Annotated in this window: 23 protein-coding genes; 8 read left to right on the top strand and 15 right to left on the bottom strand. The window is 73.1% G+C overall.

Going from position 1 to position 26,689, the window contains the following annotated elements; genetic code table 11:
* Positions 1–4: 4 nt before the first annotated feature.
* Positions 5–1,048 carry a hypothetical protein gene (locus tag ACZ6YG_RS04655; protein ID WP_261808692.1) on the bottom strand — a complete coding sequence of 348 codons (1,044 nt, stop codon included), beginning with the start codon at positions 1,046–1,048 and terminating at the stop codon, positions 5–7.
* Positions 1,049–1,106: 58 nt separating this feature from the next.
* Positions 1,107–4,046 (bottom strand): bifunctional [glutamine synthetase] adenylyltransferase/[glutamine synthetase]-adenylyl-L-tyrosine phosphorylase, encoded by a 2,940-nt coding sequence (locus ACZ6YG_RS04650; RefSeq protein ID WP_466017222.1) that lies wholly within the window; start codon positions 4,044–4,046, stop codon positions 1,107–1,109.
* Between the two features lie 78 nt (positions 4,047–4,124).
* On the opposite strand from ACZ6YG_RS04650, the gene ACZ6YG_RS04645 reads away from it, so the two are divergent.
* The gene (locus ACZ6YG_RS04645; RefSeq protein WP_466017221.1) at positions 4,125–4,646 is read left to right on the top strand and encodes an HXXEE domain-containing protein; all 522 of its coding nucleotides are present in this window, start codon (positions 4,125–4,127) and stop codon (positions 4,644–4,646) included.
* Here ACZ6YG_RS04645 and ACZ6YG_RS04640 read toward each other — a convergent pair.
* Positions 4,627–5,316, bottom strand: coding sequence for a type 1 glutamine amidotransferase (locus tag ACZ6YG_RS04640; RefSeq protein WP_466017220.1), 690 nt, complete (start codon positions 5,314–5,316; stop codon positions 4,627–4,629). The two genes, ACZ6YG_RS04645 and ACZ6YG_RS04640, sit on opposite strands and share 20 nt — an antisense overlap.
* A 41-nt stretch (positions 5,317–5,357) precedes the next feature.
* Between ACZ6YG_RS04640 and ACZ6YG_RS04635 the strand changes: the two genes are divergently transcribed.
* Positions 5,358–6,203 carry an alpha/beta fold hydrolase gene (locus ACZ6YG_RS04635; protein WP_148032859.1) on the top strand — a complete coding sequence of 282 codons (846 nt, stop codon included), beginning with the start codon at positions 5,358–5,360 and terminating at the stop codon, positions 6,201–6,203.
* Positions 6,204–6,245: 42 nt separating this feature from the next.
* Here ACZ6YG_RS04635 and ACZ6YG_RS04630 read toward each other — a convergent pair whose 3' ends face one another.
* The 4 genes from ACZ6YG_RS04630 to glnA form a co-directional block, all read right to left on the bottom strand.
* Entirely contained in the window at positions 6,246–6,962 is a 717-nt protein-coding gene (locus tag ACZ6YG_RS04630; protein ID WP_466017219.1) for a PaaI family thioesterase, read from the bottom strand.
* Positions 6,963–7,194: 232 nt separating this feature from the next.
* Positions 7,195–7,482 carry a hypothetical protein gene (locus tag ACZ6YG_RS04625; RefSeq protein ID WP_466017218.1) on the bottom strand — a complete coding sequence of 96 codons (288 nt, stop codon included), beginning with the start codon at positions 7,480–7,482 and terminating at the stop codon, positions 7,195–7,197.
* 15 nt (positions 7,483–7,497) lie between these two features.
* Positions 7,498–8,178: a hypothetical protein gene (locus ACZ6YG_RS04620; RefSeq protein ID WP_466017217.1), complete on the bottom strand. Its 681-nt coding sequence runs from the start codon at positions 8,176–8,178 to the stop codon at positions 7,498–7,500.
* A 123-nt stretch (positions 8,179–8,301) separates the two neighbouring features.
* Positions 8,302–9,663 carry a type I glutamate--ammonia ligase gene (gene glnA, locus ACZ6YG_RS04615; RefSeq protein WP_148032862.1) on the bottom strand — a complete coding sequence of 454 codons (1,362 nt, stop codon included), beginning with the start codon at positions 9,661–9,663 and terminating at the stop codon, positions 8,302–8,304.
* Positions 9,664–9,814: 151 nt separating this feature from the next.
* Between glnA and ACZ6YG_RS04610 the strand changes: the two genes are divergently transcribed.
* Together ACZ6YG_RS04610 and ACZ6YG_RS04605 are read left to right on the top strand one after the other, a co-directional pair.
* Positions 9,815–10,360 carry an EF-hand domain-containing protein gene (locus ACZ6YG_RS04610; RefSeq protein WP_148032863.1) on the top strand — a complete coding sequence of 182 codons (546 nt, stop codon included), beginning with the start codon at positions 9,815–9,817 and terminating at the stop codon, positions 10,358–10,360.
* 8 nt (positions 10,361–10,368) lie between these two features.
* Positions 10,369–11,349, top strand: coding sequence for a terpene synthase family protein (locus tag ACZ6YG_RS04605; protein ID WP_261808693.1), 981 nt, complete (start codon positions 10,369–10,371; stop codon positions 11,347–11,349).
* Here ACZ6YG_RS04605 and ACZ6YG_RS04600 read toward each other — a convergent pair.
* A complete protein-coding gene (locus tag ACZ6YG_RS04600; RefSeq protein ID WP_148032864.1) occupies positions 11,340–12,311 on the bottom strand; it encodes a DUF5937 family protein in 972 nt (323 codons plus the stop codon). The two genes, ACZ6YG_RS04605 and ACZ6YG_RS04600, sit on opposite strands and share 10 nt — an antisense overlap.
* 58 nt (positions 12,312–12,369) lie before the next feature.
* On the opposite strand from ACZ6YG_RS04600, the gene ACZ6YG_RS04595 reads away from it, so the two are divergent.
* The 4 genes from ACZ6YG_RS04595 to ACZ6YG_RS04580 all read left to right on the top strand — a co-directional run bounded on the left by ACZ6YG_RS04595 (position 12,370) and on the right by ACZ6YG_RS04580 (position 18,859).
* Positions 12,370–13,566, top strand: a complete 1,197-nt coding sequence (locus ACZ6YG_RS04595; protein WP_466017216.1) for an MDR family MFS transporter — start codon at positions 12,370–12,372, stop codon at positions 13,564–13,566.
* A 72-nt stretch (positions 13,567–13,638) separates the two neighbouring features.
* Positions 13,639–15,513, top strand: a complete 1,875-nt coding sequence (locus ACZ6YG_RS04590; RefSeq protein WP_466017215.1) for a sensor histidine kinase — start codon at positions 13,639–13,641, stop codon at positions 15,511–15,513.
* Positions 15,514–15,560: 47 nt separating this feature from the next.
* Entirely contained in the window at positions 15,561–17,036 is a 1,476-nt protein-coding gene (locus ACZ6YG_RS04585; RefSeq protein ID WP_466017214.1) for a BTAD domain-containing putative transcriptional regulator, read from the top strand.
* A 53-nt stretch (positions 17,037–17,089) separates the two neighbouring features.
* Positions 17,090–18,859 carry an NAD+ synthase gene (locus tag ACZ6YG_RS04580; RefSeq protein WP_466017213.1) on the top strand — a complete coding sequence of 590 codons (1,770 nt, stop codon included), beginning with the start codon at positions 17,090–17,092 and terminating at the stop codon, positions 18,857–18,859.
* Positions 18,860–18,916: 57 nt separating this feature from the next.
* Here the strand turns inward: ACZ6YG_RS04580 and ACZ6YG_RS04575 are convergent, their stop codons facing one another.
* The 7 genes from ACZ6YG_RS04575 to ACZ6YG_RS04545 all read right to left on the bottom strand — a co-directional run bounded on the left by ACZ6YG_RS04575 (position 18,917) and on the right by ACZ6YG_RS04545 (position 26,615).
* Positions 18,917–19,309, bottom strand: coding sequence for a hypothetical protein (locus ACZ6YG_RS04575; protein ID WP_466017212.1), 393 nt, complete (start codon positions 19,307–19,309; stop codon positions 18,917–18,919).
* A 41-nt stretch (positions 19,310–19,350) separates the two neighbouring features.
* The gene (locus tag ACZ6YG_RS04570) at positions 19,351–20,631 is read right to left on the bottom strand and encodes a hypothetical protein (protein WP_271278759.1); all 1,281 of its coding nucleotides are present in this window, start codon (positions 20,629–20,631) and stop codon (positions 19,351–19,353) included.
* Positions 20,628–21,017, bottom strand: coding sequence for a cupredoxin domain-containing protein (locus ACZ6YG_RS04565; RefSeq protein WP_466017211.1), 390 nt, complete (start codon positions 21,015–21,017; stop codon positions 20,628–20,630). The genes ACZ6YG_RS04570 and ACZ6YG_RS04565 overlap by 4 nt, the downstream gene beginning before the upstream one ends.
* Complete coding sequence (locus ACZ6YG_RS04560; RefSeq protein ID WP_466017210.1) at positions 21,014–23,110, bottom strand: right-handed parallel beta-helix repeat-containing protein; 2,097 nt, start codon at positions 23,108–23,110, stop codon at positions 21,014–21,016. The genes ACZ6YG_RS04565 and ACZ6YG_RS04560 overlap by 4 nt, the downstream gene beginning before the upstream one ends.
* A gap of 39 nt (positions 23,111–23,149) precedes the next feature.
* Positions 23,150–23,749, bottom strand: a complete 600-nt coding sequence (locus ACZ6YG_RS04555; RefSeq protein ID WP_148032871.1) for a TetR/AcrR family transcriptional regulator — start codon at positions 23,747–23,749, stop codon at positions 23,150–23,152.
* 7 nt (positions 23,750–23,756) lie between these two features.
* Positions 23,757–25,307, bottom strand: a complete 1,551-nt coding sequence (locus ACZ6YG_RS04550; RefSeq protein ID WP_397197215.1) for an MFS transporter — start codon at positions 25,305–25,307, stop codon at positions 23,757–23,759.
* A gap of 90 nt (positions 25,308–25,397) precedes the next feature.
* Positions 25,398–26,615 carry an MFS transporter gene (locus ACZ6YG_RS04545; RefSeq protein ID WP_148032872.1) on the bottom strand — a complete coding sequence of 406 codons (1,218 nt, stop codon included), beginning with the start codon at positions 26,613–26,615 and terminating at the stop codon, positions 25,398–25,400.
* Between the last annotated feature and the right edge of the window lie 74 nt (positions 26,616–26,689).

The following is a 26,689-nucleotide window of genomic DNA, read 5'->3' as shown; positions in this document are numbered from 1 at the left end:
CACCCTAGCGACGGGAGCGGATGCCGGTGATGCGGCGCAGGACGTCCCACCAGAAGGGGGCGCCGAACAGCAGCGCCACGTACGTCAGCAGGAAGCCGGGCCAGTGGCTGGGGGTGGTGAGGCGGTCCCACCAGGCGCCGCCGTTCCAGTGGAAGGACGGCTCGCCCTCGGCGGGGACCGCCATGCTGACGATCGCGTTGTCGAGCACCTTGACCAGCGCGGGCTGGCTGAGCGTCTCGGTGACGCACGGCACCGGGTCCGACTGCTCGCACTGCGCCTTCAACTCGCTGTACGCGTCAGGACCCGCTTCGGTGACGGCCGTGACGGTGGCGCGATAGGCGTTGTCACGCAGCAGCGTCTTGCCGTACTCCAGCCCGTCCACGGTGAACAGCAGCGTCACCACCAGCGCGAGCAGGGCGAGCACCCACTTGACGTACCGCTTGTAGAGCATCGACAGCCGCTGCATCTCACTGTCGAACCAGCGTTCGACGCCCTGGCGGAACCGGTCGAGGTCGCGCTGGGCGGACTCCCACACACCCTGGAGATGGCCGTAGAGCGGGCTTCCCGTGGCCCTGAGCTTCTCCAGGAGCCCTTCGACGCCGCCCGGCTCGCTCGCGGCCAGCTCCATCATGGCCATCGAGAACCGCCCCGGCGGCAGGTCGGCGATGCTGGTGCGGCCCCGGGTGGGGTGGTCGATCTCCCGTACGCGCTCGTACAGCAGACCAGTGAACCCGTCCGCGCCGGCGGGCGCGCCGGCCGGCACGGCGGCGGGCACCGCCGGGGCGGGCCGGCTTTCGTGCTCGGGCCGCGGGTCGCGGGCGAACGGCAGCGCCGCGAACACCTCGCGCAGGCCCGACGGCAGCCACGAGCGGCCCTTCGGCGCGTCGTCGTCGAGCGTGTCGCGCAGGTAGGCCCAGAGGAACTTGCTGCGGATCGCCAGCAGCCGCACGATGGCCTCGTTCAGCCCGCTGACGAGCAGCGACAGCAGGAGGAAGGCCAGCACGAGGCCGAGCGCCAGATCGATGTAAGCGGATAACAAGCCGATCACCCCGCGCCTTGATACACCCTGCGCCCGTGAGGTCGCAACGGAAAGGCAGCGGAAAGGCTCAGTCTCCGTAGAAGACGCGCTCGACGACCTGGCGGGCGCGGCGGGTGACGCGGCGGTAGTCGTCGAGGAAGTCCTCCGACCCGTCGGCCGGGTAGCCGAGGGCGCGGGCGAGGTGGCGGCGCTCGCGGGCGCTCGCCGGGACGCTGTCGCCGGGCCGCCCCTTCACCAGCATGATCGCGTCCCTGACGCCGGAGGCGCACCGCCACGCCTCGGCCAGGACCGTCTCGTCGGCCGCGTCGAGCAGCCCTTCGGCCACGGCGGCGCGCAGCGCCTCAAGCGTGCGGGTGGTGCGCAGGGAGGGCAGCGCGCCGGCGTGGCGGAGCTGCAGGAGCTGGGCCACCCACTCCACGTCGGACAGGCCGCCGGGGCCCAGCTTGGTGTGCAGGGCGGGGTCGGCGCCGCGCGGCAGCCGCTCCGCCTCCATCCGCGCCTTGAGCCTTCTGATCTGCCGTACGGCGTCGTCGGTGATGCCGCCGGCGGGGTAGCGCAGCTCGTCGACCATGGCGATGAACGCGGCGCCGAGCTCGGCGTCACCGGCGGAGAACCGGGCGCGCAGCAGCGCCTGCGACTCCCACGGCGACGACCAGCGGGCGTAGTAGGCGCGGTAGGAGGCGAGGGTGCGGACCAGCGGCCCCTGCCTGCCCTCGGGGCGCAGGTCGGGGTCGATGAGCAGCGGCGGGTCGGGCGCGGGCAGGGCGAGCAGCCGGCGCACCTCGTTGGCCACGGCGAAGGCGGCGTCGGTGGCGTCGCGCTCGGCGGCGCCCTCCAGCGGCCGGTGGACGAACATCACGTCGGCGTCGCTGGCGTAGGAGGACTCCATGCCGCCGAGCCGGCCCATGGCGATGATCGCGAACCGGGTGGGCAGCTCGCCGCGCCGCTCGGCCGACACCTTGCCGATGGCCGCGTCGAGCGCGGACTGGAGGGTGACGTCGTTCAGCGCGGACAGCGCCACGCCGACCCGCTCGATGTCGACCAGCCCGGCGACGTCCGCCACGGCGGTGCGGAACAGCTCGCGGCGGCGCAGCGCCCGGACGGCGGCCACCGCGGTCTCCGCCTCGTCGGTGTAGCGGGACACGGCGGCGGACGCCTCGCCGAGCAGCGCCTCGGGCGGGCGGACGGCCAGGTCCTCGTCGCGGCCGAGCAACGCGACCGCCTCGGGGGCGTGCGTGAGCAGCTGGGTGGCGTACCGGCTGGTGCCGAGGACGCGCGCCAGGCGCTGGGCGACGGCGGTCTCGTCGCGCAGCAGCCGCAGGTACCACGGCGTGGCGCCGAGCTTGTCGCTCACCTGGCGGAAGCCGAGCAGCGCGGCGTCGGGGTCGGGCGTGTCGGCGAACCAGCCGAGCATGACCGGCAGCAGCGTCCGCTGGATCGCCGCCCGCCGGGACACGCCGCCGGCCAGGGCGGCGATGTGGCGCAGCGCGCCCTCCGGGTCGACGTAGCCGAGCGCGCCGAGGCGGGCCTCGGCGGCGGAGGTCGACAGCCGCGCCTCGGTCTCCGGCAGGCGGGCCACGGCCTGCAGCAGCGGCCGGTAGAACAGCTTCTCGTGCAGGCGGCGGGCCTGGCTGGCGTGCCGCCTCCATCGGGTGGTGAACTCGCCGACCGGATCGGCCTGCATGCCCAGCGCCCGGCCGAGCCTGCGCAGGTCGGCGGGGTCCTCGGGCAGCACGTGGGTGCGGCGCAGCCGGTGGAGCTGGAGCAGGTGCTCCACCTGGCGCAGGAACGTGTACGCCTCGGCCAGGCCGCGCGAGTCGTCGCGCCCGACGTACCCGCCCCGCGACAGGGCGGCCAGCGCGGGCAGCGTGGCGCGGCGGCGCAGCAGCGGGTCGAGCCGGCCGTGCACGAGCTGCAGCAGCTGCACCGCGAACTCGATGTCGCGGAGCCCGCCGGGGCCCAGCTTGATCTGCCGCTCCCCCTCGGCCACCACGTGCGCCTCCACGCGGCGGCGCATGGCCTGGACGTCCTCGACGAAGTTGTCGCGGGTGGCGGCCGACCAGACGAGCTCGTTGACCGCGCCGACGTACTCCTGCCCCAGCTCCAGGTCGCCGGCCACGGGCCGGGCCTTGAGCAGCGCCTGGAACTCCCACGTCTTGGCCCAGCGCCGGTAGTAGGCGAGGTGGCTGGCGAGGGTGCGCACCAGCGGGCCCGAGCGGCCCTCGGGGCGCAGCCCGGCGTCCACCTCCCACAGCGACCCCTCGGCGGTGGCGGCCGAGCAGGCGCGCATCATGGCCTGGGCGAGCCGGGTGGCGGTGCGCAGCGCCTTGGTCTCGTCGGCGCCCTCGCGCGGCTCGGCGACGAAGACGACGTCCACGTCGCTGATGTAGTTGAGCTCTCTGGCGCCGCACTTGCCCATGCCGATCACGGCGAGCCGCGCGTCGTCGGTGTCGACCTCGGTACGGGCGATCGCCAGCGCGGCTTCCAGGGCGGCGCCCGCGAGGTCCGAGAGCTCGGCGGTGACCTCCTGGAAACCGGCCTGGCCGGTGAGGTCGCGGGCGGCGAGGTGGGCGAGCCGGCCACGGTAGGCGATCCGGAGGGCGGCGAGCGCGCCGGAGCCGGCGGCGCGCGGCTCGGGGTCGCCGGGGTCGGCGCCGACGGCGCGCAGCAGCTCCGCCCTCGCCTCTCCGAGTCCGGGCAGGGCCAGCGTGTCGAGCTGGGCGGGGTGGCGTACCAGGTGCTCGCCCAGGGCGGCGCTGACGCCGAGCACGGCGAGCACCCGTTCCCTGAGCGCGCCGTCGGCGCGCAGCCGGTCGAGGACGGCGGGCTCGCGCTCGGCGAGCCTGGTCAGCGAGGCCAGCGCGAGGTCGGGGTCGGCGACGCCGGCGAGGGCGTCGAGCAGGTCGCCCAGCTCCACTCCGGCCCGCTCCACCAGGCGGGCCGCGGTGGCGGCGTCGGCGAATCCGAGTCTGGCGAGGCGGGCGGCGGTGGACTCGATCCTGGGCACCCCTCCAGTTTGACAGGCCCGACGGGCGGCGGCCTAGGATAAAACGCAACGGTGCGTTGCGTTTGGGGAGGTTTTGTGATGGAGCGGGTGCCGGCGACGGTGACGTGGGGGCTGTTCGCGGCGTGGGTGGCGCACGACGCGGAGGAGCTGGCGACCATGGCCCGGTGGTCACGCTCGGCCCGGCCGCGGCTGGAGCGGCTGTTCCCCTCGGTGCCGTGGGAGCGGCTGGAGGTCTCGCAGGCGCACGTCACCGTGGCGATCGGGCTGATGGGCGCGGTGATGGCGGCGGCGTCGGCCGAGGGCGCCCGCACCGGCGGGCGCAGCCCGCTGTTCCAGGCGGCGCTGGCGGGTTTCGGCGCGCACGGCGTCGTTCATCTGGCGCAGGCGGCGCTCACCCGTGGTTACACGCCGGGCGTGGTGACCTCGCCGCTGGTGGTGATCCCGTTCTCGGTGTGGGCGTGGCGGCGGCTCAAGGCGGCGGGCGTGCCGGTGGACGCCGGACCCTCAGCTTCTCTCGCCGCCTTCCCTGTGCTGGCCGGCGCCGTCCACGGCCTCGCCCACGCCCTCACCCGCCGCAGGATCAGGCGCCCTGCGGCGTGAGGGGTGCCGCGTGGGCGCGGACGCGGGCCGCGAAGGCCCGCGCCATCGGGCGCCAGGTGGACTCCAGGGCGGGCGCCGCGGCCCGCACCTGGTCGTCGAGATGTTCCAGGCCGGTCCCCGCGGTCCACGAGGCGAAGATGTCCGGCGTGGCCTCGGGGTGGAACTGGACCGCCCAGGCCGCGCCCAGCCGGTAGGCCTGGTTCGGGTAGCGGTCGCCGGTCATCAGCGGCACCGCGCCGTCGGGCAGCCGCGTCATGGCGTCCCGGTGATACTGGACGGCGACCGCGCGCCCGACGCCCGCCAGCAGCGGGTCGGCGGCCGCGGCGGGCAGCGCGACGACCTCGCACGCGCCGGCCTCCAGCCCGTCGCCGCCCCGCTCCACGGTGCCGCCGCAGGCCATGGTCAGCAGCTGGGCGCCGAGGCAGACGGCCAGCGTGGGCGTGCCGTCCTCGACGGCCCGGCGCAGCAGCGCGCGGGTGGCCGGCTGCCAGGGGCAGCGCTCGTCCTCCCACGCGGCGGCCTCGCCACCGAGCACGATCAGCCCGTCCGCCGCCCGCTCGGGGATCTCCTCCCCGAGGTACGGCCGGACGACGTCGCAGGGCAGCCCCAGCCAGCCGGCCAGGTAGCCGAGCGGAGCGTCGGCCTCGTTCTCGATCACCGTGATGCGCATAGCACCTAATGTAAAGCCCGCTTTGTCCCTAAACTCCCAGCATGAGGATCGAGGATGTCGACGGCCTGCGGATCGCCACCTACGGCGCCGGGCCGCGGGTGATCGTGGCGGTGCACGGGATCACCGCCTCGTCGAAGGCCTGGGAGGCGGTCGGGCGGCGGCTCCCGGACGGATGGTCGATGGTCGCCATGGACCTGCGCGGCCGCGGCCACAGCGCCGGCCTGCCCGGTCCGTACGGGCTGGACCGGCACGCCGAGGACGTGCTGCGGGTGGCGGACCACGTGGGCGCCGGGCCGGACGCGGTGCTGACCGGCCACTCGATGGGCGGGTACGTGGCGGCGCTGGCGGCGGCGCGGCGGGAGTTCGCCCGGGTGGTGCTGATCGACGGCGGCCTGCCGCTGCCGCTGCCGCCGGGCATGGACGCGGACGAGGCCATGGTCGCCACGCTCGGCCCGGCGCTGGCCCGGCTGCGCCAGACGTTCCCCTCGGCGGAGGCGTACCTGGAGTTCTTCCGGGCGCATCCCGCCTTCGACGGGTTCTGGAGCGCCGAGGTGGAGGAGTACGTGCGCTACGACCTGACCGGGCCGGAGGGCGCGCTGCGCTCGCGGGCGGTGCCGGAGGCCGTGGCCGAGGACGGGCACTGGCTGCTGCGCGAAGGGGCGAGGATCGGCGACGCGCTGCAGAACATCGAGGCGCCGCTGCACCTGCTGCGCGCTCCGCGCGGGCTGCTGAACCAGGACGTCGGCATGTTCCCGGACGACCTGACCGCTCCCTGGCTGGTCCGGCTGCCGGAGCTGAGGGACGAGGTGGTGCCGGACTGCAACCACTACACGATCCTGTTCGACGAGCGGTGCGTGGCGACCATCGTCGAGCGGCTCACCTCCTGACACGGCGGACGGCCCCGCACAGGGGCCGTCCGGCGCCGTGGGTCAGCGAGGAGCGATCCAAGTGGCGTTCGCCGCGGCCACCAGCGTGCCGTCCACCTCGTAGATCGCGCTCTGGCCGAACATCTTGCGGCCCTCGTGGCCGGTCTCGCGGGCCACGACGGAGTAGACCCCGCCGGGGGTCACCTTGCGGTGGAACTGCACCGCGAGCCGTCCGAGCAGCGCCGACTGGCCCGGCCGGAAGTGGGCCCAGCCGGTGACGCAGTCGAGCGCGGCGCCCACGACCGCGGGCGGCACGCCGTCCTCGTCGGCCACCGTGAACGGCACCCGCCACCCGGCCGCGACCAGGTCGTCGCTGCCCTCGACCGGGCCCGGGAAGATGCGCAGGCCGTCACCCGGCTCGCGGAACCCGCACGCGAAGCACTCCGGGAAGGCGTGCGCGCGCCGACCGGCGAACCCGGCCTCCGCCCGTGCGGCCTCGGTGAAGGACACGAACGGCGGCGCCTGCACGTCCTCGGCCACCGGGATGGCCTCGACCAGCGGTTTCCCGCCGTCGTAGAGGGAGACGGAGTTGGCCAGATGCTCCAGCTTCAACTCGGTGCCGAGCGGTGTCGGGGCGCGCAGCGTGACCTCGACCGCCGATCGCCCGCCGTTCAGCACGCCCGCGAGGGTGCCGGCCAGCCAGCCGCCGTTGGCGGATCGCGCGGGCCCCCGGAAGCGGTCGGGAACGGTCAGTACGGTCTGCAGGGCAGCCGTCGTCATGCAACACCCTCCAATATCGCCATAAATCGGCGAAGTCCTGAAACGTCGTTTGAGATGGGCCGATACTACTGGACCTGCTGATCAGCCCATACTCGGGCCCACACCAGGTGATGTCCCGCCCACCGCGGAGCCCTGCCGCTGCCCGAGATCTCCAGGAGGGAACCTCCGGAATCAGTAAAAGATACGGTGCCGACGTTGCGAGCAGGTGACTTCCGGGTGGAAGTGATGTTGCTCACGTTCGCCGGTCCGGCTCCTCCCGGCCGTCCTCGGCGCCGGGGAGGGCGATCCTGGACGCGATCACGTACTCGATCCGGACGTTCCGGTACTCCTCGCCCTCGCGGACCCGGTCGGGCAGCCGGTCCCGGCGGCTGCCGGAGCCGGACTCCTCCCCCGGTTCGCCGGCGAACCGCACCGACGTCTCGGGCACCTCCGCGAACCGCATGCGGTCCGCGCGCACCGTGGCGGTGAACACGATGTCGGCGTCCTCGATGAGCCGGCGGCTGGGACGGTCGTCGTTCATCACGGCTCCTGGGGTCTAGCGGCGGACGCGTTTGGACAGTTCCAGAAGCTGCCGCGCGCCCACCCGCCCCACGGCCCTGCCGAGATCCCGCAGCGAGTCCCCCAGATGCGGCCCTTCCTCCCCGGTCCCGGACTCGGGCCGAGTGGACTTGGGCGTCGGCTCGGGCTCAGGTTCGGGTTCGGGTTCGGGTTCCGGCTCTTCGAGTGTCGCGTCGCCGGGTGCGTACGGCTCCTCGTGTTCGCCGAGGAGTTCGGCGTCGCGGCCCAGGTCCGCGATCGGCCGCTCGACCTCCGGCAGCGCGTCGCCCACGTCCCGGACGGCGGTCGCCACGCTGTCGACGGCGCCGGTGACGATCTCGGGGTTGCGGTCGATCGTCCGCAGGACGTCACCGACGATCAACGCGACGTTGTCGAGCCGCACCTTGAGCATCGCCTGCGCGTCCACGCCGTCGATCTCCAGGTTCACCTTGCCGAGCACGACGTCCACACCGACGTGCAGGTTGAGCAGGTCGAGCACGTCGGCCTGGAGGGAGACCCGCGCCCGCAGGTCCTCCACATCGAGGCTGATCTTGTCGACCTTGACCGTCGGCACGTCCAGCAGGACATCCGGGTCGGCGGAGCCGGACGGCCTCCGCTCCGGTTCGGAGTAGAGCAGGTCCGGATGCTCGCCGGCGGCCTCCGGCACGTCATCGGTCATGTCCGCGCTCCTCCCCGCCCGTCGGGAACGGCTGATGCGCCGAGGAAGTGACCCTTCCAGTGCACGGCCTACCCGAGAACGCGACAAAGCGCCCAAACTAAGACCCAAATCGGCGTATAGGCGTCAGAGGACGGGCAGGTAACGCCCGAGCTCGAACTCGGTGACCGTGCGCCGGTAGTCGCGCCACTCCGCCCGCTTGTTGCGCAGGAAGAAGTCGAACACGTGCTCGCCGAGCGTCTCGGCCACCAGCTCGCTGCGCTCCATGACGCTTATGGCCTCGTCGAGCGACTGCGGCAGCGGCTGGATGCCCAGGGCGCGTCGTTCGGCGCTGGTGAGGGTCCACACGTTGTCCTCGGCCGCCGGCGGCAGCTCGTAGCTCTCCTCGATGCCCTTGAGCCCCGCGGCCAGGACGAGCGCGAAGGCGAGGTACGGGTTGCAGGCCGAGTCGAGCGACCGGAACTCGATGCGGGTCGAGCCGCCCTTGTGCGGCTTGTACATGGGCACCCGCACCAGGGCCGAGCGGTTGTTGTGGCCCCAGCAGATGTAGGAGGGGGCCTCGCCGCCCTGCCCGGCGATGGCCTCGGCGCCGCCCCACAGCCGCTTGTAGGAGTTGACCCACTGGTTGGTGATGGCGGTGATCTCGGCGGCGTGCCTGAGCAGGCCGGCGATGAACGAGCGGCCCACCTTGGACAGCTGGTAGTCGGCGCCGGGCTCGTGGAAGGCGTTGCGGTCGCCCTCGAACAGCGACATGTGGGTGTGCATGCCGGACCCGGGGTGCTCGGTGAACGGCTTGGGCATGAACGAGGCCCAGACGCCCTGCTCCAGCGCGACCTCCTTCATGACCAGGCGGAAGGTCATGATGTTGTCGGCCGTGGTGAGCGCGTCGGCGTAGCGCAGGTCGATCTCCTGCTGGCCGGGGGCGCCCTCGTGGTGGCTGTATTCCACCGAGATGCCCATCGACTCCAGCATCATGATCGCCTGACGGCGGAAGTCGTGGCCGGAGCTGTGGGGGGTGTGGTCGAAGTAGCTGCCGGAGTCGATCGGCTCGGGCCGCAGGCTTTCGCCCGGCCGGTTCTTCAGCAGGAAGAACTCGATCTCCGGGTGGGTGTAGAAGGTGAACCCCATGTCGGCGCACTTGGCGAGCGTGCGCTTGAGCACCCAGCGCGGGTCGGCGTGGGACGGGGAACCGTCGGGCATGAGGATGTCGCAGAAGATGCGCCCGGCACCGGGCGTCTCGCTGCGCCACGGCAGGATCTGGAACGTCGACGGGTCGGGCTTGGCGAGCATGTCGGACTCGTAGACCCGGGCGAACCCCTCGATGGCGGAGCCGTCGAAGCCGATGCCTTCGGCGAACGCGCCTTCCAGCTCGGCCGGCGCTATCGCGACGGACTTGAGGAAGCCCAGCACGTCGGTGAACCAGAGCCGGATGAACCGGATGTCGCGTTCCTCGAGCGTGCGGAGCACGAACTCCTGCTGGCGGTCCACGGCATCCCCTCGTGCAGATGGTACAGGTCACTTATCAGCATGCCGTGTCCGTGTTTCGCACAGGTTACGAGGGGTGCCGGTGCGAGCCTCACTGACAAAGGGCGTGCCCGGTCTTAATGTGATCACGCAGTCAGTCTCGGGGGAGGCATTGGTGGCTATCGACCTGCTCAATCACAAGCTCGATCGGGCCTTCGACCACATCGACGCGGCCGGCAGGGGCGTCGTGGACCGCGAGGACCTGCTGGGCCTGGGGGCCCGCATCCTGGTCGGTTTCGGGGAGTCCCCCACGTCCGTGACCGGCAGCGCCCTCGTCGACGGCTTCGACCGTGTCTGGGCGGAGCTGTCGGCCGCGCTCGGCCGCGACGAGGACGTCGACATGTCCCGCGAGGACTTCGCGCTCGCCATGACCGCCGCGTTCGTCAAGGGCGACAGGTACGACCCGGTCTTCGGCCCGGCGGCCGCGGCGGTGGCCGGGCTGTGCGACCGCGGCGGCGACGGCTACGCGGGGCCGGAGGAGTTCCGCACGCTGCTGGCCGCCTTCGGCACCGGCCACGACGACGCCGACGCGGCGTTCGACCGGCTCGACACCACGGGCCGGGGCGTGCTGACGGTGGACGAGCTGGTGCGCGCCGCCCGCGACTTCTACACGGGCGAGGACCCCGAGGCGCCCGGCAACTGGCTCTTCGGGCCCCTGTGAACACCGCGGTGAGCACGACCGTGATGGCTTCCGTACGGTCCGCGCTCCGATCCGTCCTGCACTGGAAGCCCCTGCTGCCGCTGCCCCGCCGGGGCAGCAGGGCCGCGGCCGCGCTGCTGCCGCTGGTCGAGCGGGTGCCCGGGATGGCGGCGCCGTGCCGGATGCATCCCGCCGTGTACGCGATCGAGGCGGCCGTCATCGACTGGGCGCGCCGTACGGGCCTGCGCGCCGACCCGGGGGTCGGCTTCCACCGGATGGCGGGGCGGGCGTTCGCCGAGTTCGACGCGGCCGCGGCGGCGCTGTTCGCGCAGTGGCTGACGTGGCTGTTCCACCTGGACGACGAGCTGGACGAGGGGCCGTGCCCGCTGGAGGTGTTCCAGGGGATGCTGGAGGGCGCCGGCGGCCATCCGCTGGAGGCGGCCTTCGCCGACCTGTGGCGGGTGACGAGCGCGCGGATGAGCGACCAGTGGCGCCGCCGGTTCGCGGTCAACCTGCAGCGCCAGCACTACGCCTGCCGCACCGAGGCCGACAACAGGGCGGCGGGCCAGGCGCCGACGCTGGCCGACTACCCGATGCTGCGCAGGGGCACGGTCGGTCCCTACCTGTACGACCTGGTGGAGCCGTGCCTGCGGGTGGAGGTGCCGGCCTGGGTGCACCGGTCGGAGCCGTGGCAGGAGCTGGTGAACTCCTGCAGCGACATCACCGCCTGGTGCAACGACGTGGCCTCGCGGCCCAAGGAGCGCGGCGACGGCCACAACCTGGTCGTGATCGCGATGCGCGAGCTGGGCCTGGGCGAGCGGGAGGCGGTCGGCTGGGTGCTCGACCGGATCGCCGAGCGGTGCCGCGACATGAGCGGGGCCGCGCGTCGGCTGCCGCTGGACGATCTCGCGCCGGGCACCGCCAGGGACGTGAGCAAGGTGGCGTGCGCCTACCTCGCGGCGCCGCGGGCCCACCTCGACTGGCTGCTGGAGTCGTCCCGCTACGCGTGAGGGGCGGCGGCGAGCGCGTCGCCGGTGGCGGTGCGGCGGTAGACGACCTGCTTGCCGACCCGCATGCCGACGGTCAGGCCGCTGCCGCTGAGCACGGTCAGGTGCTGGCTGACCGCGCCGGGCGTCAGCGCCATGCGGCCGGCCAGCGCCGTGGTGGTGGCCGGCTCGGCCAGCGCGAGCAGGATGCGGGCGCGGCTGCGGCCGATGAGCGCGGCGAGCGCGCCGGGCGCGGGCGGCGGGCCCTGCTCCCACAGCGTGCCGACGCCGAGCACCGGATAGACGAGCATCGACTGGTACGGGGCGGACATGACGGCGACCGACGGCCAGTAGAACGCGCTCGGCACCAGCACCAGGCCGTCGCCGTGCAGCGCCGGGTCGTCGTTGCACCAGGGCCGGTCGACGAGGAGCCGGCCACCGGCCCAGGTGACGGCCGGGTCGAGCCCGTCGAACAGCTCGCGGGCGCCGCCCCTGGCGAGCTGCCGCGAGCGGCGCAGCACGTCGCGTTCGAGCAGCGCGTGGACGCGCGGCCAGAACTCGGCGAGACACGTCCGCCAGTACGCCTCAAGGGCGTCGGCGACCCGCTGGATCCCGCCCGCCGGGTCGGCGACGAACCGGCCGAGCGCGGCCGGATCGGCGGAGCGCACCTCCCGCGCCTCGTGCAGCGCCCGCTCCGGCGAGGTGCGCCGGACGCGCTCCAGCTCGGCGGCGAAGTCGGGCATGGGCGTGTCGGGCGGCGGGGTGAGGAAGTCGGCGAGATAGCCGCTCGGGGGCACGAGCGCGAGCAGCTCGGCCAGGTCGAGCCCGGCCAGGCGGGGCCGCACGCAGGTGAGCCACGGCAGATGCAGGGCCTGCCTGGCCGGGTCCTGGAGGGTGCGCAGGCTCGCGACCAGCTCCCACAGCGGGGAGAAGGCGAACCGGATCCGGGCCACGTCCTCAGGCTTCAGCTCCCACGTCACCGGCATGCTTTTAGTGTGCCCTAAATCGTTCGACCCGGCGATCCGAGGGCCGGAACCTGGCGGGGTGACGACCACCGCTCCCGAAAAACCGCCCTTCCTGCGCGCCGCGTTCGGCGGGCTGCCCCGCCCCTTCTGGGCCCTGTGGGGCGGCACCCTGGTGAACCGCCTGGGCGCCATGGTGCTGCCGTTCACCGGCGTGTTCCTCACCCAGGCGCGCGGCCTGTCCGTGGCCGCCGCCGGTCTGGTCATGGCCGTCTTCGGGGCGGGGTCGCTGCTGTCGCAGCTGCTGGCCGGGACACTGGCCGACCGGATCGGGCGCCGGGCCACGCTGGCCGGCGGCATGGTGGCCACCGCGGCGGCGCTGATGGCGCTCGGCTACAGCACGACGCTGCCCGCGATCCTGGCCTCGATGCTGGCGCTCGGCCTGGTCGTGGACGCCTACCGGCCGGCCTCGAACGCGCTGGTCGCCGACCTGGTCTCGCCAGAGCACCGGCCGCGGGCGTTCGGGCTGCTGTTCTGGGCGATCAACCTGGGCTACTCGGTCGGCATGACGGCGGGCGGGTGGCTGGCGCAGCAGGGCTTCCTCCTGCTGTTCTGGCTGAACGCGGCGAGCTGCCTGGTCTTCGCGGCGCTGGTGTGGCGGGCGGTGCCGGAGACCCGGCCCACGGGCGAGTCCGGGCCCGGCGGGTTCGGGATGGTGCTGCGCGACCGGCTGATGGTCGCGTTCACGCTGGTGACGCTCGGGAACGCGCTGATGTACGCGCAGACGTACACGATGCTGCCGGTGGCGATGACGAAGCTGGCCGGGCTGACGACCGCCCAGTTCGGCGCGGCGATGGCGCTGAACGGGGTGCTCATCGTGATCGTGCAGCCGCTCGTGTCCGGCTGGCTGGGCCGCAGGGACGCGCCCAGGACGCTGGCGGCGGGGCTGGCGGTGATGGGGGTGGGGTTCACGCTGACGGCCTTCGTCACCAGCACGGCCATGCTGGCGGTCACCATCGCCGTGTGGACCGCCGGCGAGATCGTCACCGCGGGCATCGCCGGGACCATCCTGGCCAGGCTCGCCCCGGCCCACCTGCGCGGCCGGTACGCGGGACTGTTCGGGTTCGCCTGGTCGGCGGCCGGGATGCTGACGCCGCTGATGGGCAGCGCCCTGCTGGAGATCGGCGGGCAGCCGGCGCTCTGGTTCACGACGGGCGGGATCGGCCTCGTCTCCGCGGCGGGGATGCTCGCGATCGGCCCAGCGATCAGGCGCCGTTGAACGGATCTTGATTCATCGTTGGCCCAGGCCCGATAATTTCCTCCCTGCCAGAGGGCTGGGAGGACGGATTTCATGCGCCACGCAGGGGCGGCGCGCGGTGTGGCGATCGGGCTCGCCACGCTCGCGATCGCCTTGGAGCTCGCCAACGCCTGGGTGACCGCCCAGCTGCCGCCCGCCTCCTACACGCCGCTCCCGTTCGCGCCGGAGGACGTGGCCGGCACCGCGTTCCCGGTGTTCGGCGCCATCCTGGTGGTGCGCAGGCCGCGGCTGGCCATCGGGTGGCTGCTGTGCGCGGGCGGCGTGAGTGCCGCCGCCAACATCCTGTCCGCCAACCTCATCGCCCTGTACGGGGAGCCGGGGTGGGGCTGGATCGTGGTGCAGGCCACCTGGCAGGCCTGCCAGCTCTCGCTCGGCGTGCTGCTGCCCCTGCTCTACCCGGCGGGCCGGATGCCGTCGCCGCGCTGGCGGTGGGCGCTCCTGCCGGCGGTGGCGGGTCACCTGCTCGACTGGACCGCGATCGTGATCATGGAAAGGGAGCTGAGGGACGCCGCCCACGTGCTCGTCGCCGCGGGCATGGCGCTGGCCTTCGCCTCGCTGGCCGTGCGGTTCACCCGGGGCGACCCGGTCGAGCGGCGGCAGATCCTGTGGGTGCTCGTCACCCTGCCGGGGCTGCTGATCCCGTGGATGCTCGGCGGGCCGTTCTGGTGGCTGGCCACGCTCGGCATCCCGCTCATCCCGGCGGCGATCGCGGTGGCGGTGCTGTGCTACCGGCTGTTCGGCATCGACACGCTGATCAGCCGGGCCATGGTCGGCACCGGGCTCGCCCTGGTCATCACCGCCGTCTACCTGGCGGTGGGCGCCGCCTCCAGCCTGTTCCTGGCCGAGGTGGACCCGGTCGCCGGGCTGGCGGCCGCGCTGTTCGCCGGGGTGTTCTTCCAGCCGATGCGGCACGCGCTGCAGCGCGGTGTGGACCGCCTGCTCTACGGCGGCATCGGCGTGCCCGCCGAGCTGGCCGAGCGGCTCAAGCACCGGCTGCAGCGCGTCGACCCGGGCCACGGGCTGCTGGCCGCGCTGGAGGTGCTGCGCGAAGGGCTGTCGGTGACCGGGGCGGCGGTCGAGGTGGACGGCGCGACCACGGTGACCGGCTCGCCCGAGCCCGTCGCCCGTACCGTCCCGCTGGTCTGGCACGGCGAGCCGGTCGGGCTGCTGCTCATCGGCCCGGCGGGCCGGCGCCGCTTCCCCGCCGCGCACGACGAGCGGGTGATCGCCACGCTCCTCCCGTACCTCGCCGACGCCGCGCACGCGGTGCGCATGACCGCGGCCGTGCGGCGGTCGCGCGAGCGGATCCTGACCGCGCGCGAGGAGGAGCGGCGGCGCCTGCGCCGCGACCTGCACGACGGGCTGGGCCAGTCGCTCACCGGGATGGCGATGGTGATCAACGCGGCCCGTGTCTCCCTGCGCCGCTCCCCCGAGCAGGCCGAACGGCTGCTGGCCGACCTGCGCGCGGGCATGGACGCGATCAGCGGCGACATCAGGCAGCTCGTGTACGGGCTGCGTCCCCCGGCGATCGACGAGCTCGGCCTGGCCGGCGCGATCGGAGAGCTGGCCCGCACGCCCGAGGAGCCGGCGACCTCGGTGGAGACCGACGGCGACCTGGACGGCCTGCCCGCGGCGGTGGAGGTGGCGGCGTACCGGATCGTCCAGGAGGCGCTCACGAACGCGCGCAAGCACGCGGCCGCCTCCCGCGTGACGGTCCGGCTGGAGCGCGGCAACCGGGTGCTGCGCGTCACGGTGGCCGACGACGGGATCGGCCTGCCGCCGGACGCCCGCGCGGGCGTCGGGCTGGGGTCCATGCGCGAGCGCGCCGCCGAGCTGGGCGGCACCTGCGTGGTACGGGCCGCCGAAGACGGCGGAACCGTGGTGAGCGCGGATCTGCCCACGCCATGAGTTCCCATTTACCGGCACATCTGGATGGCCGTAGGCTTATGCCCACAATGTTGACTTTCACTGCGCTCGGACCGTTCCAGGCCTGGGCGGACGGCGTCCCCCTCGACCTCGGCGGTCAGCGACAGCGGGCGGTGCTCGCCCGGCTGATCGTGGCCGGGGGCCGGGCCGTTCCCGTGAACACGCTCATCGACGAGCTCTGGCCCGGCGATCCGCCCGCGCAGGCGCTCTCGACCATCCAGGGGTACGTCTCCCGGCTGCGCCGCGTGCTCGAACCGGGCCGGGCGCCCCGCGAGGAGGCGTCCGTCCTGGTGTCGGCCCCGCCGGGCTACGCGCTGCGGGCCCGGCCCGAGCAGGTGGACACCTGGCGGTTCGAGCGCCTGGCCAAGTCCGACGGGCCGCCCGGCGAGGTGTGGGCGGCCATGGACGGCGCGCTGGCGCTGTGGCGCGGGCCCGCGCTGGCCGAGTTCGCCGACCTGACGTGGGCGGCGACCGAGGCGGCCAGGCTGGAGGAGTTGCGGCTCGTCGCGATCGAGCGGCGGGGGGCGGCCGGGCTGGCGCTCGGGAGCCCGACGGCGCTGGTCGCGGACCTGGAGGCGCACGCCGCCGCGCATCCGCTGCGCGAGGAGGCCTGGCGCCTGCTGGCGCTGGCCCTCTACCGCACCGGCCGGCAGGGCGACGCGCTCGCCGCGCTGCGCCGCGCCCGCGCGGTCTGGCGGGACGAACTGGGCCTGGACCTCACGGCGGGGTTGCAGCGACTGGAGCACGACATGCTCTCCCAGACCCTGCCGGACATCCCGCAGGCCCCCGTGGCGGACCGGCCCGCCGCCGACGCGGAGCCCGCGGCCTCCCCCGGCGGCCCGCCCCTGCGGGTGCTCGTCGCCGACGACCAGGCGCTGGTACGTGCCGGGCTCAAGGTCGTGCTGGCCGCGGAGGCGGGGCTGGAGGCGGCCGGGGAGGCCGGGGACGGCGAGGAGGCCATCGCCGCCGCCCGCGCCCTGCGCCCCGACGTCGTGCTGCTCGACATCCAGATGCCGAACCTGGACGGCCTGGCCGCCGCCCGCCGCATCCTCACCGCCGCCGATCCGCCCAAAGTGATCATGATGACCACCTTCGGCAGCGACGAGAACCTCTACGCGGCGCTGCGCGCGGGCGTCAGCGGGTTCATGCTCAAGACCTCGCCGCCCGAGCAGCTCGTCGCCGCCATCCGGGCCGCCGCCGCGGGCGACGCGCTCATCGACCCGGCGGTCACCACCCGGCTGATCTCCGCCTTCGCCGGGCGCACCGACCCGGCCTCGCCGCCCGCGCTGGCCGGGCTCACCGACGCCCAGCTCGACGTGCTGAAGCTGGTGGCACGCGGGCTCACGAACCGGCAGATCGGCCAGACGCTGGCCATGCCGGAGCCGGAGGTGCAGGGGACGGTGCGGACGCTGCTCGACAACCTGGGGTTGTTCGAGCGGGCGCAGCTCGTGGTCGCGGCCTACGAGTCCGGCCTGGTGACCCCGGGAAGCATCGCAGCGAAGTAAGCCGATTTATCGTCATTTTGAGGCTAAAAATAACCCCGTACTAGGCTGGGGCCGTGGCACAACTGCGTATCGCCCTGGCCCAGACGAACCCGACCGTAGGCGACCTGGCCGGCAACGCCGACAAGCTCGTGGCGTGGACCCGCCGGGCCGCCGACCGCGGCGCGCACCTGGCCGTGTTCACCGAGATGTTCCTCACCGGCTACCCCGTCGAGGACCTCGTGCTGCGCACCTCCTTCGTGGACGCCAGCATCGCCGCGATCGAGGAGGTGGCGCTCCGGCTCGACCGCGAGGGCCTCGGCGACCTGCCGGTGGTGGTCGGCTACGTCGACCGGGCCGGCCTGGCCCCCCGGGTCGGCCAGCCCAAGGGCGCCCCGCTCGACGCCGCCGCCCTGCTCCACCGCGGCCGGGTGGTGGCCCGCACCGCCAAGCACCACCTGCCGAACTACGGGGTGTTCGACGAGTACCGCTACTTCGTCCGCGGCGACCGGCTGCCGATCTTCCGGCTGCACGGCGTCGACGTCGCCGTGGCGGTCTGTGAGGACCTCTGGCAGGACGGCGGCCCGGTCGCCGTGGTCGGCCAGGCGGGAGCGGGCCTGCTCGTGGTGCCGAACGCCTCCCCGTACGAGAAGGAGAAGGACGACATCCGCCTGGAGCTGTGCGCGCGCAGGGCGCGCGAGGCCGGCAGCGCGCTCGTCTACGTCAACCAGGTCGGCGGGCAGGACGAGCTGGTCTTCGACGGCGACTCGCTGGTGGTGGACGCCCGCGGCGAGCTGGTCGCGCGGGCCGCCCAGTTCCGTGAGGAACTGCTGGTCTGCGACCTCGACCTGCCGGTCTCGTCCGCCGAGCCCGGGTCCTTCCCGTACGACGCCGGCGACGGCACCACCATCACCGTGGACCGGCTGGTGCTGTCGGACGACCCGCTTCCCGCGTACGAGCCGGAGCCCCCGAGCGTGGCCGAGCCGCTGGACACGGTCGCCGAGGTCTACGAGGCGCTGGTGCTGTCGGTGCGCGACTACGTGGCCAAGAACGGGTTCGAGTCGGTCATCCTCGGGCTGTCGGGCGGCATCGACTCCGCCCTGACGGCCACCATCGCCGCCGACGCCATCGGCCCGTCTCGGGTGCACGTGGTGCTCATGCCCTCCCGCTACTCCTCCGAGCACTCGCTGTCGGACGCCCAGGACCTGGTACGGCGGCAGGGCCTGCGGGCGCAGGTGGTGCCCATCGCGGAGATCGTGACCTCGTTCGAGAAGGAGATCGAGCTGTCCGGCCTGGCCTCCGAGAACCTCCAGGCCCGGGTGCGCGGCATGATCCTCATGGGCCTGTCGAACCAGCACGGCCACCTGGTGCTCACCACCGGGAACAAGAGCGAGCTGGCCACCGGCTACTCCACGCTCTACGGCGACTCGGCGGGCGGGTTCGCGCCGATCAAGGACGTGCCGAAGCTCATGGTGTGGGAGCTGTCGAGGTGGCGCAACGGCGGTGGCGACCCGTCGTTCCGGCTCCAGGTGGACGAGCCGATCCCGCCGAACTCCATCACCAAGGAGCCCAGCGCCGAACTCCGCCCCGACCAGCGCGACACCGACTCCCTTCCGCCGTACGAGGTCCTGGACAAGCTGCTGGACGACTACGTCGAGAAGGACATGGGCTCCCGGGAGCTCATCGCCGCCGGGCACGATCCGGCGCTGGTCGCCCGCGTCATCCGGCTGGTGGACCTGGCCGAGTACAAGCGCCGCCAGTATCCGCCGGGCCCCAAGATCACCCCGAAGAACTTCGGCCGCGACCGGCGTCTCCCCATCACCAACCGCTGGCGCGAGAGCACGTAGGCCTTCTCCCCTACGGAAAGGCCCGCCGCGCGGCGGGCCCTTCTCCTGGTCAGGGGATCAGCCGCAGTGCACGTTGTTGAGCTCGAGGATCGTCCAGGCGAGGACGGTCGCGCTGACGTCGATGCACTGGCCGGGCTCCGAGACGTACACCAGGCCGGCGTAGTACTTGTAGTTACCCGCGTCGGTGTCCGCCCCGCTGCCGTCACCTCTCGAGATCGTGACGTGCTTCCAGCTGGTGGTGCCGTCGTACTGACCGTAGCCGTAGGTCAGGGCGCAGTTCTTTCCGGTGCTGGAGCTGTAGTACACCTCCAGCGTGCCCGTGCGGGTGCCGTTCTTGGAGACCGCGTAGACGCCGACCCGGGAGTAGCTGCTGCCGCAGGGTCCGGCGGCGCCGGCCGGGGCCGCGCCCGCCACCAGCGTGGTCGTCGCGGCCAGGGCCGTGCCGGCCATGTTGCCCCTGATGTGACGGTTCGCACATGTCCTCCCGGCTGTCAGGCCAGGAGGAGGGTGAGGCCGCCGAGGGTGTAGCAGAGCATGAGGACGAACAGCGGGATCTGGCCCGCCACCGCCTTGGCCGGGGGAAGCAGCCGGACCGAGCGGTCGTGGGCCGCGACCACGCCCGCCACGTGACCGGCGATGATGGCCAGCACCTGCACGGTGGCGATCACCGGGGGCGACACCAGGTCCGGGTTCACCTCCGCGTCCAGCCCCAGTGACAGGATGACCGCGCGCTGGCCCTCGATGACCAGGAGCGAGAAGTAGTGCGCGATCAGGTAGCCGATGGCGATCGGGACCAGGGAGTGGGCGAAGCGCGGGGCCAGGTCGCGGGCGCCGCCGATCCGGCCGGCCAGCCACAGGCACGCTCCGTACAGGAGGGCGACGGCGGCGATGGCGGCGAGCAGGCCGGCGGTGCCGAGGCCGGCGCGGCCGAGCGGGCCTGACTGGAGGGCGTCCACCCAGGCGGGGGTGGTGGAGAAGCCGTCATAGCCGGTGCTGCCGAGGAGCACGCACACGGTGGCGACCAGGCCGGGGGCGGGCCGGATGGCGTCGAGGCCGTCGAAGGGGCCGCGCAGCACGAGGGTGCCGTCGGCGCGACGGCCGATGGGGGCGAGCTGGCCGGCCAGGGTGGAGTACACCTCGAACGGGTCGCCGCGTTCCAGCCATCCGTGCCCGTACACGAGGGTTCCGGTCGTCTGCGCGGCCGCGTACAGGGTGAGGAAGGCGAGGAGGGTGGGCGGGGCGGCGGGTTCGGGGGCGACGAGCTCCATCCAGGTGAAGGCGAGCAGCCCGAGGGCGGCGGGCCAGTAGCCGAGGCGCGGCGGGAGCGGGCGGCGGGGGCGGTCGGGCAGCAGGCGGAACGGGTTGAGCAGCCGCCACACCGGGCCGAACAGCAACGACGCGGGGATCAGGCCGACCCAGAAGAGCACATAGACCAGGTACGCGCCGGCGTTCCCGGCTTCGGGGCCGAGCAGCAGCCAGCCGACGGTGTAGGCGGCGGCGACCAGGGTGAGGACGCGGAGCGGGCGGGCGGGGAGGCGGAGGTTCAGGGTCACGCCGGCGCGGTCGCCGCGGAAGCGGGAGTCGGCCCAGAGCAGGCCGAGCGCCAGGAAGGACACGACGAGGGCGGCGAGCGCCCCGGCGTAGGCGTAGAAGAGCGGGATCGGCAGGTCGGCGCGGTCGCCGATGCCGTGCGCGAGCAGCGCCTCCCCTCGCCGGGCGACGTCCGGATACCCCGCCGCCCAAGGCGCCGCCCCGTGCGGGAGCGCCGTCATCGGACCGCCACCTGGACGAGGACCAGGTGGCTGTTGTGGGTCTCCACCTCGAACACCCCGGTCACGTCCGCCACGAACCGCACCGTGGCCGGTTCGCCGGGTCGCAGGGCCGCTTCGACGTCGTAGCCGTGCACGTGCAGCTCGTCGGGGACGTCGCTGGTGACGGTGATGCTGACGGTCTGGCCGCGGGCCGCCTCCAGCCAGCCGGACGGGGGCCGGACGCGGCCCGCCTCGACGGTGATCTCGGCGTGCGCCTCCCCCGGCGCGGGCGCGGCGGTGGCGACCTCGTGACTGTTCCCTGGCCTGTGATGGGTGTCCGAGAGCGGCCCGCATCCCGCCGTCGCGACCACGGCGATCAGGACCGCACAGACACCGCGGCCCCTCACGCGACGGCCTCCGCGTCGCCGGGGGTCTTCTCCTCCGTACGGGTGCGGCGCGGGGCGAGGTGGACCACGGCCCAGAGGACCCAGACGCCCGTCAGCAAGCCGCGGATCCAGCCCGGTCCGAGCGGGATGAGGGGGATGAGCCCGACCATCCGGTCGTAGGCGTCCGCCACGGTCAGCAGGCCCAGCACGATCGTGAACCAGGCGAACGCCCCCGGCCGCAGCGCCGCGCCCAGGCAGATCGACCAACCGGCCACGAGCAGCAGCGCCACCCCCGTCAGGTACGGGTCGTCCATGGCGGCCGCGACCACGTCCAGCGCCAGCCCGGCCAGCCCCACGACCGACCCGGCCGAGATGAGGCGCAGCCGCCGCTCCCCCGCCTCGCCCACGCCCGGCGGCACCCCGTTCCCTCCGGGGGTGCCGCGGCGCCGTCTGGCCGCGCGGTGCGCCCGTACCCAGAACAGGACCGCGACCAGCCCGAGGACGAGCGAGCCGCCCAGGGCGAGCTGGGTCTCCACCCGGCCGAGTCCGGAGGCGCCGAACCAGTCGCAGCCGGCCGGCAGGCGGGCCTGGGCGGCGTTGAAGTCGGAGCAGAGGAACAGCTTGGCGATCTTGACGGGTTCGGCGAGCAGCCGGTCGGAGCCGCCCGACAGCTCGGGCGCCCGTGCGCCGCAGCGGGGCAGCGCGGCGGGGGTGGTCAGCGCGACGCCGGGCTGCCAGCAGTTGCCGGTGCCCTGACCGTCCCACCACACGTCCCTGCCGTTGGGCCGCCGCTCGCCGGTGGGCGCGACGCCGAGCACGTTGGCCTCGAACCGGTTGTGGTTGGAGGTGTCGGCCTGTTTGGCCAGGTCGCCCTCGCCGCGGATGAACGCGGGGACGCCGAAGAGCTGGAAGGCGGCGCCGCGGTTGTTCCACAGGTGGTTGTTCCTGAACACGTTGTGGTTGCCGCCCGCGACGATGACGCCGGTGCCGGGCGGGACGCCCACCTGGGGGCAGACGACGCCCTGCTCGTAGCCGCGTTCGGCGGGCGGGCGGGAGCAGGTGCCGTCGCGGGTGAAGCGGTAGTAGTCGCGGTTGTTGTCGTAGATCTTGTTGTTCTCGAACAGCGCGTGGTTCTGCGGCAGGCCGGGGTGGTCGGGCCAGAGGCTGTCCATCGTGGCGCCGACCATGTTGTCGTAGAACTCGTTGTCGTGCGCCCATACGGAGTCGCCCGCGGTGCCGGAGTAGCCGAGGGCGTTGTCGTGGCTCTTGCAGCGGCGGATCTCGATGGCGTAGCGGGGGACGTCGTGGCCGCGGCCGTCGTTGATGTTCGAGGCGCTGCCGGGGTAGAGGCCGCCGTCGCCGTTGCCGTACGACTCGCAGTCGGTGTAGAGGCCGTGGTCGCTGGCGAAGGTGAGGAAGCCGTACTCGTCGTTCCAGCGGGTGAGGACGCGGTCGATGACGAACCCGTCGGTTTCGAGCACGTACAGGGAGTTGAAGGTGGTGCGCTGGGCGGTGAGGTTGCGGAAGTAGATCCCGTTCGTGCGGTCGGCCCTGATGGCGTTCAGCTTGCGGTACTCGGCGTCGACGATCACGTCGAGGGGGCCGGCGCCGGTGCCCTCGATCTGCAGGTTCTCCTTGCCGAGGATGGCGACGAGGTTCTGGTTGTGCGGGCACAGGACCTGCTGCTCGTAGGAGAGGATCTGGTAGCCCCAGTCCGACCAGCGGGCGGGGAGCCGGGCGCACTCGCCGGTGGGCGGGGCCTGGCTCGGCTCCTCACGGTAGAGGCCGGGCAGGATCGCGATCGTCATGCCCGGCTCGTCGACCCGGTCGACCGCCTCCTGGAGGTGCCTGACCCCGCTCTCCTGGCAGTCGGCGAACAGGCGGAGGTTGCGTTCCCTCAGGTCCGCGGGGAAGCCCGCGACGCGCCGCTCGAAGTCGGCCCGGTCGGTCTTGCAGACCAGCAGGTCGGGATCCTCGGTGCGCAGCACGGGGACGCTGCCGGACCCGTCGGGGAACGTGACCGGCCGTTCCTCGTGCGCCAGCGCCGCGCCGGCGGGCGCCAGCAGGGCCAGGGCGAGCGCGGCGAGCACCGTGATCCTGCGTAAGGGACGCATGATCGCGAGAGTAGAGCAAGGCTCACCTTGTGCCTACCCCTAGCGGCGTGAGACGAGCCCTTCCAGGGCGTGGTCGACGACGCGCTCGGCCAGGTCTTCGGGCAGGTCGCCCTCGGGGCCCCACTTGCTGAACCAGATCATGGCGCCCGACAGCAGCGCCATGCCCAGCTCCACGTCCAGGTCGGGGCGGAGCTCACCGTTGGCGACGCCGCGGCCGAGCACCCGCCTCATGGCCACCCGCCTCGGCTCCAGCGCCAGCTTGAAGAACCGCTCGCTGACGCGCTTGGACCGGTCGGTCTCGCCCATCGCCACGTTCATCACACAGCGGGCCCGCCGCTGACCCGCCTCGCGGCGGACGACGTCGAGCAGGGCGATGAGGTCGTCGCGCACAGACTCGCCCGCCAGCGGCGGGAGCGGCTCGCGGAGCGTCGCCAGCGCGTCGACGACCAGATCCTCCTTGTTGGCCCAGCGCCGGTAGATCGTGGTCTTGCCCACGCCCGCGCGGGACGCGATCGCCTCGATCGACAGCTCGGCGACGCCCATGCCCTCGGCTATCAGGTCGAGGGTGGCCTCGATGATCGCCTTCTCGGCCTTCTCGCTGCGAGGGCGGCCCGCCCGGGCCTGGTGCTGGGTGGTCATGTCGATCTCAGACTACCGCTGGTTCCTGCTGCTCCGGCTGGGAGACCGGGCGTGGCTTGCCGGGCATCCACCGGGCCACCACGGCGGCGCCGGCCAGGGCGATCCCCGCCGAGGCCAGGGAGGTGACGTGCATGCTGTGCACGAACGCCTCGTTGGCCAGGCCCAGCAGCGACTCCCCGCGCTCGCCGAGTGAGTGCGCCAGCGCGGCCGTCGCCATGACGGACTCGCCGCCCGCGTGCTGGACGTCCGCGGGCAGGCCCGCCAGCGCGGGCGCGATCTCGCCGCGGTAGGAGGAGGAGAGCACGGAACCCAGCACGGCCACGCCGAGCGCGCCGGCGACCTGGCGGACGGTGTTGCTCATTGCCGAGCCGACCCCGGCCTTCTCCCGGGGCAGCGCCTCCATGATGGCGGTCGTGGCGGGCGGCATGATGTTGGCCATCGCGACGCCCTGCACGAAGAACACGGCCAGCAGCACGGGGACCGGCGTGTGCAGGTCGAAGAAGGTGTAGCCGAGCAGGATCGCGGTCAGCACCAGGAGGCTGACGGTGGCCGACAGCTTGGCCCCGAACTTCTCGTTCACCCGCTGGCTCAGCGGCGCGAAGATGAGCTGCGCGACCGCGAACGGCAGCATGAGCGCCCCCGCCTGCACGGGGCTGAAACCCAGCGCCACCTGCAGGTAGAAGGTGAGGAAGAACATCCCGCCCATCATCGCGAAGAAGACGATGCCGATCGTGGCGATGGCCGAGGTGAACCGGACGTCGCCGAAGTAGCGCACGTCGAAGGCCGGGTTGTCGATGCGCCGCTCCCACCAGACGAACGCGCCCAGCACCGCGACGCCGGCCAGCACCGGCACGAACACCTCGGGCGAGGTGACGGTGGCCAGCTCGCCGCCCCGGATGATGCCGTAGACGACGGCGACCAGGCCGATGATCGACAGCAGCACGCCCACCGGGTCGAGCCGCGACGGCCTGGGGTCGCGCGACTCGGGCACGACCGGGCCGATCAGCGCCATGCTGATGAGCACGATCGGCACGTTGATCAGGAAGACCGAGCCCCACCAGAAGCGCTCAAGGAGCAGCCCGCCGGTGATCGGGCCGATGGCGACGGCCAGCCCGACGCCGGCCGCCCACACGCCGATCGCCTTCCCGCGCTCCCGTGCCGGGAAGACGTTGGAGATGATGGCCAGCGTGGCCGGCATGATCGCCGCGCCGCCGATGCCCATCGCCGCCCGCGCCAGGATCAGCTGGGTGGGGTCCTGGGCGTAGGCGCTGGCCAGCGACGACAGGCCGAACAGCACCATGCCGACGAACAGCATGCGCTTGCGTCCGGTGCGGTCGCCGATCACGCCGAAGGTGAAGAGCAGGCCGGCGAAGACGAGCGTGTAGGAGTTGATCGCCCACTCCAGCTCGCTCTGGGTCGCGCCCAGCCCGGCCACCGGGTCGGCGATGGTCTTCATCGCCACGTTCAGGATCGTGTTGTCGAGCACGACCGCCAGCAGGCTGAACACCAGCACGCCGAGGATCGCCCACCGGCGCGGATGTCCCGCGTTCTCGTCCATGAGCACACCCAAATTCCGATACGGTCAAGTTTCGCAACGTGACCGTATCGCAGGGCGTTCCGATACGCAACCGTATCGTTTCGTATCAGGTCAGGCGGGGAGCTCCTCCGGCACCTTCGCGGGATCGGCGGCGACCGGCGCGATCTCCCTGCCGCGCCGCCAGAACGGCAGTGCCACCAGCACCATGACCACGCCTGCCGCACCGGCGACCACGAACGCCCACGAAGCGCCGTACAGGTCGATGACCTTGCCCGCGATCGGCGCGGAGGCCGCGCCGCCGATCAGCAGCGCGGTGCCGTTGAGGCCCATGGCCTCTCCTCTGGCGCCCGCCGGCACCCAGCGGCTGAGCGTCTCGACGGTGGACGACAGCGAGGGTGCGCAGAGCAGGCCCGACGGCAGCAGCGCCAGCACCAGCCACCACCAGCCGCCGGAGACCAGCGCCACCGGCATCGTGAGCAGCCCTATCAGGCCGATGAGCACGAGCGGCGAGAACCCGCGCGACAGCATCCCGTAGAGGAACCCGCCCAGCAGCGAATAGAAGCACCAGATGCCGACGGCCAGGCCGATCCACTGGGTGTGGCCGGAGTCCTTCATGGTGCCGACCACGGCCAGCTCGGTCGCGGTGAGCACGAACGTCGCGGCGGCGGCGGTGCCCAGCAGCGCGACCATGCGCGGGGTGAGCCACGTCCGCCTGGGGATCCTGACCTCCGGCTCCGCCAGCTCGGCCGCCGACCTGGTCGGCGGGTTGAGCAGCAGGAGCCCGATCCCGGCGCCGGCGGTGCCGACCGCGATGGCGGTCATCGTCGGCCCGCTGCCGAGCACGGTGATGCCCGCCACCGCCAGCGCGGGCCCGGTCATGTAGGACACCTCGACGAACATCGAGTCGAACGAGAACGCCGTGCGGCGCTGCTCCAGCGGCACCATGGCGGCCAGGCACTGGCGGACCACCGAGAACACCGGCAGCGCGAGCAGCCCGGCCACCAGCGCGGCGCCCGTCAGCACCGGGAACGGCAGCTTCCAGGCCGACGACCAGAACAGCGCCTGCGCGGCCGTGGTGACGATCAGCACCGGGCGCAGCCCGTAACGGTCGACCAACCTCCCGGCCAGCGGGGAGCCCACGGCCATGCCGAGCGTGATCGCCGCCGTGACGGTCCCGGCCATGACGTAGTCCAGCTTGAGCGTCTCCACGACATGCAGTGTCAGCGCCATGCTCATGGCCGTGGTGGGGACCCGGGCGGCCAGTCCCACCAGCAGCAGCACGCCCACACCCGGCAGCCGGAAGAGACGCCGGTAAGGTTCGATTGCCATCTAGATTGCTTACCTCCAGGCCCATTGTTCCAGCCCCCACCGACACTTCCGCCACGGGTTTTCCTGCCGGGGCC

This window comes from Nonomuraea sp. NPDC054003, assembly GCF_055585125.1.
Note: the sequence above shows the minus strand (reverse complement) of the source record. Positions and strands in the feature narration are given on the sequence as shown.

Excerpts from the sequence above, each read along its gene's own strand:
- ACZ6YG_RS04645 (WP_466017221.1), top strand. The coding sequence starts at position 4,125 with ATGGAGCGGGTGCCGGCGACGGTGACGTGGGGGCTGTTCGCGGCGTGG.
- ACZ6YG_RS04640 (WP_466017220.1), bottom strand. The coding sequence starts at position 5,316 with ATGCGCATCACGGTGATCGAGAACGAGGCCGACGCTCCGCTCGGCTAC.
- ACZ6YG_RS04635 (WP_148032859.1), top strand. The coding sequence starts at position 5,358 with ATGAGGATCGAGGATGTCGACGGCCTGCGGATCGCCACCTACGGCGCC.
- ACZ6YG_RS04630 (WP_466017219.1), bottom strand. The coding sequence starts at position 6,962 with ATGACGACGGCTGCCCTGCAGACCGTACTGACCGTTCCCGACCGCTTC.
- ACZ6YG_RS04625 (WP_466017218.1), bottom strand. The coding sequence starts at position 7,482 with ATGAACGACGACCGTCCCAGCCGCCGGCTCATCGAGGACGCCGACATC.
- ACZ6YG_RS04620 (WP_466017217.1), bottom strand. The coding sequence starts at position 8,178 with ATGACCGATGACGTGCCGGAGGCCGCCGGCGAGCATCCGGACCTGCTC.
- ACZ6YG_RS04600 (WP_148032864.1), bottom strand. The coding sequence starts at position 12,311 with ATGCCGGTGACGTGGGAGCTGAAGCCTGAGGACGTGGCCCGGATCCGG.
- ACZ6YG_RS04590 (WP_466017215.1), top strand. The coding sequence starts at position 13,639 with ATGCGCCACGCAGGGGCGGCGCGCGGTGTGGCGATCGGGCTCGCCACG.
- ACZ6YG_RS04585 (WP_466017214.1), top strand. The coding sequence starts at position 15,561 with ATGTTGACTTTCACTGCGCTCGGACCGTTCCAGGCCTGGGCGGACGGC.
- ACZ6YG_RS04575 (WP_466017212.1), bottom strand. The coding sequence starts at position 19,309 with ATGGCCGGCACGGCCCTGGCCGCGACGACCACGCTGGTGGCGGGCGCG.
- ACZ6YG_RS04570 (WP_271278759.1), bottom strand. The coding sequence starts at position 20,631 with ATGACGGCGCTCCCGCACGGGGCGGCGCCTTGGGCGGCGGGGTATCCG.
- ACZ6YG_RS04560 (WP_466017210.1), bottom strand. The coding sequence starts at position 23,110 with ATGCGTCCCTTACGCAGGATCACGGTGCTCGCCGCGCTCGCCCTGGCC.
- ACZ6YG_RS04555 (WP_148032871.1), bottom strand. The coding sequence starts at position 23,749 with ATGACCACCCAGCACCAGGCCCGGGCGGGCCGCCCTCGCAGCGAGAAG.
- ACZ6YG_RS04550 (WP_397197215.1), bottom strand. The coding sequence starts at position 25,307 with ATGGACGAGAACGCGGGACATCCGCGCCGGTGGGCGATCCTCGGCGTG.
- ACZ6YG_RS04545 (WP_148032872.1), bottom strand. The coding sequence starts at position 26,615 with ATGGCAATCGAACCTTACCGGCGTCTCTTCCGGCTGCCGGGTGTGGGC.